Below are 4335 nucleotides of genomic sequence, written 5' to 3'. Positions count from 1 at the left end.
GGGTGTGGAACGTACCCCTAGTACGACAGCCCGTGCCCTACGGGATACAGCACCTGCGCCGGATCGTCCGCGCGCTGCACCGCGACCGGGAGCTTCCCCCGCGGCCGGACCCGGCCCGCGATCACCCGTGCCGCCGCCCGGAGTTCGACGTCGGTCCAGGAGTAGGACGCCAAGTAGGCGGTGACCGAAGGAAGTTGCGCAACATCGTAGGGGTTGCGGACGGCGACGGCCACGACCGGCTTCCCGGTGGCGAGCAGGTGCTCGACCAGAGTCTTCTGCGCATCGGCCGCCGTGACGTTGTAGGTCGCCACGACCACCGCATCCGCCTCACGCGCCGCCGCCACGGCCTTCGCGACGGTCGCGGCGGAAGGAGCCGTACCGGTGGAGAGGGCGGTCGCCGTGAACCCCAGCTCCCCGAGGGCCGCCGCGAGCACACCGGTGGGTGGACCCGTAGTACCGGAGGGGGAGGCCGGATCGGCGCCGACCACCAGAACCTTCCCGTGCGTACGGTGGGACAGCGGAAGCAGCCCCGCCGAGTTGACCAGCAAGGTGGTGGTCCGCTCGGCGATCCGGTCGGCGGCGGCGAGGTGCGCACCGGTACCGACCGTGCGGTCGACACCCGCCCGGCTGACGTACGCGTCCTCGAACAACCCCAGCCGGGCCTTCAGCCGCAGCACCCGCAGGATCGACTCGTCGAGCCGCGCCTCCGTCAACTCCCCGCCCTGCACGGCCTTGAGCACGGCGTTCCAGGCGACGTCCAGGGAGGGCGGGTTGAGCAGCTGATCGACCCCGGCCTTCAGCGCGAGCACCGGCACGCGGTCGTCGCCGTACTTCTGGCGTACGCCCTCCATCTGCAGCGAGTCGGTGATCACGACGCCGTCGTAGCCGAGTTCGCCGCGCAGGATGCCGGTGAGGATCGGGTGGGAGAGGGTGGCCGGGTCGCCGGAGTCGTCGAGGGCCGGGACCATGATGTGGGCGGTCATGATCGAGTCGATGCCCGCGCCGATGGCCGCCCGGAAGGGGACGGCGTCCAGCGCCTCCCACACTTCCCGGCTGTGGGTGATGACGGGAAACCCGAAGTGGCTGTCCACAGCGGTGTCCCCGTGCCCCGGGAAGTGCTTGGCGGTAGCGGCGACCCGGCTGCTCTGATACCCCCTCACCTCGGCGGCGACGAGGCCGGCCACCGCGTCCGGGTCGGCCCCGAAGGACCGTACGCCGATGACCGGGTTGGCCGGGTTGACGTTCACGTCGGCGTCGGGGGAGTAGTCCTGGTTGACGCCCATCGCGCGCAGCTCGGCGCCGGAGATCCGGCCGAGGGTGCGGGCGTCGGTACGGGAGCCGCCGGCGCCGATCGCCATCGCGCCCGGGAAGAGGGTCGCGGGCGCGCCGATACGGCAGACGATGCCGTGCTCCTGGTCGGTGGCGACCAGTACGGGCAGCCCTCGGGGTTGACTGAGGGACGCCTTCTGGATGCCGTTCGAGAGGCCGGCGATCTGGTGCGGGTCGCGGGTGTTGTGGGCCCAGGTGAAGTAGATGATGCCGCCGACGCGGTACTTGGCGATCAGCTCGGCGGCGGTACGCACGCCGATCTCGCTCAAGTTGGCATCGATGTCGGCCTGGTCGGGGGCGGTGGCGGAGTGGCCGTAGACCCGCATCACGAAGAGCTGGCCGACCTTCTCCGGCAACGTCATGCGGGAGATCAGCGAGCGGAGTCTCTTGTCGTCGGCGTGGGCGGTGCCGCCGACCGCGAGGGACGCGGTGACGCCCATGGTCGCGGCGAGGACGGTACGTCTGGAGGGCACGTGCGCTCCTTCCGGAGGTGTTCCACTTCGGGTCATCGGATCCGCTGAAGGAAACTTCCAAGACTTCACGAATATCCGGGAAGTTTCTGCCAGTCAAGGGAGCGCACAGGGCCTGTCCGGCGGAGCAGGCCGGAGGAAGGCAACCGCACCCATGTAGCGCAGGGGAGCGGGGCGTGGTGCGTACAGCTGCAAGGCGGAGGAGGGAGCCGACGCGATGGGGGTCCCCCCGCGCGAGGTTGTTCGAGCGTGGGGGAGTCGGCGACTGACGACAACGCGGCTGGGGATCCCCCCACGCCTTTAAGGCAGTGGGGGAGCGCGTGCCACGCCCCGCGTCTCCGGCATGGTCCGCCGGGCAGGCCCTGAACCGGAGGAGGGGCCGCCATCGGCGCAGTTGGAGGGGGGCGCGCCGATGACGGCTTGCCGCCGGCCGCGGTACGGAGGAGAGGGTTTGTCAGCTGTCGCAGCCAGCAGCGAGGCCGACGCCGTACCCCGGAGACTCATCCGACGGCATGCGCCTTGGACGGGGCGGAAGCGGTCCGGGTTCCCCGCTTCGGCCCGATTGCCGGAAGTCGGTGAACCCGTGCACAACGGGACGGATGCGGTCACGCACAGGAACGCGCGGGCGAACGGTGGTCGTCCATCCCGTGGACGTCCCGGCGGGGCGGCCGACCGCCGCCCGATCATGAGGGCATGCCCGTAGTCGACATCCCCGGTTCCAAGTCCATCACCGCCCGCGCCCTCTTCCTGGCGGCCGCCGCCGACGGCGTCACCACCCTCCGGCGCCCCCTCCGCTCGGACGACACCGAGGGTTTCGCCGAGGGCCTGACCCGGCTCGGCTACCGCGTGGGCCGGACCCCGGACACCTGGCAGATCGACGGCCGCCCGCAGGGTCCGGCGGTCGCGGAGGCGGACGTGTACTGCCGGGACGGCGCGACGACGGCCCGCTTCCTGCCGACGCTGGCGGCGGCCGGGCACGGCAGCTTCCGCTTCGACGCGTCCCCGCAGATGCGCCGCCGCCCCCTCCTCCCGCTCACCCGGGCCCTGCGCGACCTGGGCGTCGACCTGCGCCACGAAGAGGTCGAGGGCCACCACCCGTTGCGCGTCGAGGCGTCGGGCGTGGAGGGCGGCGAGGTGGTCCTGGACGCCGGCCAGTCCTCCCAGTACCTGACCGCCCTGCTCCTCCTCGGCCCCCTGACCAGGAAGGGCCTCCGCATCAGGGTCACGGACCTGGTCTCCGCGCCGTACGTCGAGATCACCATCGCGATGATGCGGGAGTTCGGCGTGCAGGTCCGCAAGGAGGGTGCTGCTTACGTCGTACCGCCCGGGGGCTACCGGGCCACCACCTACGGCATCGAACCGGACGCCTCCACCGCGAGCTACTTCTTCGCGGCGGCGGCCGTGACGGGCGGCGAGGTCACGGTCCCCGGCCTCGGCACGGGCGCGCTCCAGGGCGACCTGGGCTTCGTCGACGTACTGCGCCGGATGGGCGCGGAGGTGGAGACGAGCGCGAAGGGCACCCGGGTGCGCGGCACGGGCGAGCTGCGCGGCCTGACGGTCACCATGCGCGACATCTCGGACACCATGCCGACGCTGGCCGCGATCGCCCCCTTCGCCTCGGGACCGGTCCGCATCGAGGACGTCGGCAACACGCGGGTGAAGGAGTGCGACCGCCTTGAGGCCTGCGCGGAGGGCCTCCGGCGGCTGGGCGTGGAGGTGGCGACGGGCCCGGACTGGATCGAGATCCGCCCGGGGTCAACTCCCGTCACCGGCACGGAGATCAAGTCCTACGGCGACCACCGCATCGTCATGTCCTTCGCGGTGACCGGGCTGCGGGTGCCGGGTATTTCGTTCGACGACCCGGGGTGCGTACGGAAGACTTTCCCGGGGTTCCATGAGGCGTTCGGGGCGCTGCGCGGGCAGTTGCCGGCATGAGGGGATGAGTGTGGGATTCGGTGTGGGGTTGGGACTCAAGGCTCCGGTCCTGGCAGGCGAGTTGGTACGCCTGGAGCCGCTCGGCCGGCGGCACGCGGCCGATCTGGCGGTGGCGGCGGAGGAGAACCGGGGTTCGTACGAGTTCACCTGGGTGCCGAGGGCGGACGAGGTCCCGGCCTACATCGACGCCCAGCTGGGCAGGGCGGCGACGGGTCAACTCGCGCCCTACGCTCAGGTGTTGACGACCACGGGAAAGGCGGTCGGCGTCACGGCCTACTGGGAACCCCGCTCCTGGCTGACGGACGACCGACTCGACGCGGTGGAGGTCGGGTTCACCTGGCTGGCGGGTTCGGCACAGGGCACGGGTGTGAACGCCGAGGCCAAACTCCTGCTGTTCCGGCACGCGTTCGAGGAGTGGCGTGTCTCCCGCGTCGACCTGAAGACGGACGCTCGCAACGACCGCTCCCGCGCCGCGATCCAGAGCGTGGGCGCCCGCTTCGAGGGCGTACTGCGCAACTGGTCGCGGTCCTGGGCGCCGGGGGAGGAGGGGCGGTTGCGTGACTCCGCGATCTACTCGATCACGGCGGAGGAGTGGGGGGAG

Annotated in this window: 3 protein-coding genes; 2 read left to right on the top strand and 1 reads right to left on the bottom strand. The window is 71.6% G+C overall.

The window, feature by feature from the left end; all coding sequences use genetic code 11:
• Positions 1-17: 17 nt before the first annotated feature.
• Positions 18-1838 (bottom strand): glycoside hydrolase family 3 protein, encoded by a 1821-nt coding sequence (locus tag AC31A1_RS47480; RefSeq protein WP_489659279.1) that lies wholly within the window; start codon positions 1836-1838, stop codon positions 18-20.
• A 654-nt stretch (positions 1839-2492) separates the two neighbouring features.
• Between AC31A1_RS47480 and aroA the strand changes: the two genes are divergently transcribed.
• Together aroA and AC31A1_RS47470 are read left to right on the top strand one after the other, a co-directional pair.
• Positions 2493-3734: a 3-phosphoshikimate 1-carboxyvinyltransferase gene (gene aroA, locus AC31A1_RS47475; protein WP_489659278.1), complete on the top strand. Its 1242-nt coding sequence runs from the start codon at positions 2493-2495 to the stop codon at positions 3732-3734.
• Positions 3735-3738: 4 nt separating this feature from the next.
• On the top strand, positions 3739-4335 hold a 597-nt coding region (locus tag AC31A1_RS47470), incomplete at its 3' end, for a GNAT family N-acetyltransferase (protein ID WP_489659277.1).

The organism is Streptomyces sp. P5F9, from assembly GCF_057961495.1.
The sequence above is the reverse complement of the archived record's forward strand: the minus strand, read 5'-3'. Positions and strand labels throughout refer to the sequence as shown.

What these genes read in the sequence shown, in the direction of transcription:
- AC31A1_RS47480 (WP_489659279.1), bottom strand. Translation starts at nt 1,838, where the DNA reads ATGACCCGAAGTGGAACACCTCCGGAAGGAGCGCACGTGCCCTCCAGA.
- aroA (WP_489659278.1), top strand. Translation starts at nt 2,493, where the DNA reads ATGCCCGTAGTCGACATCCCCGGTTCCAAGTCCATCACCGCCCGCGCC.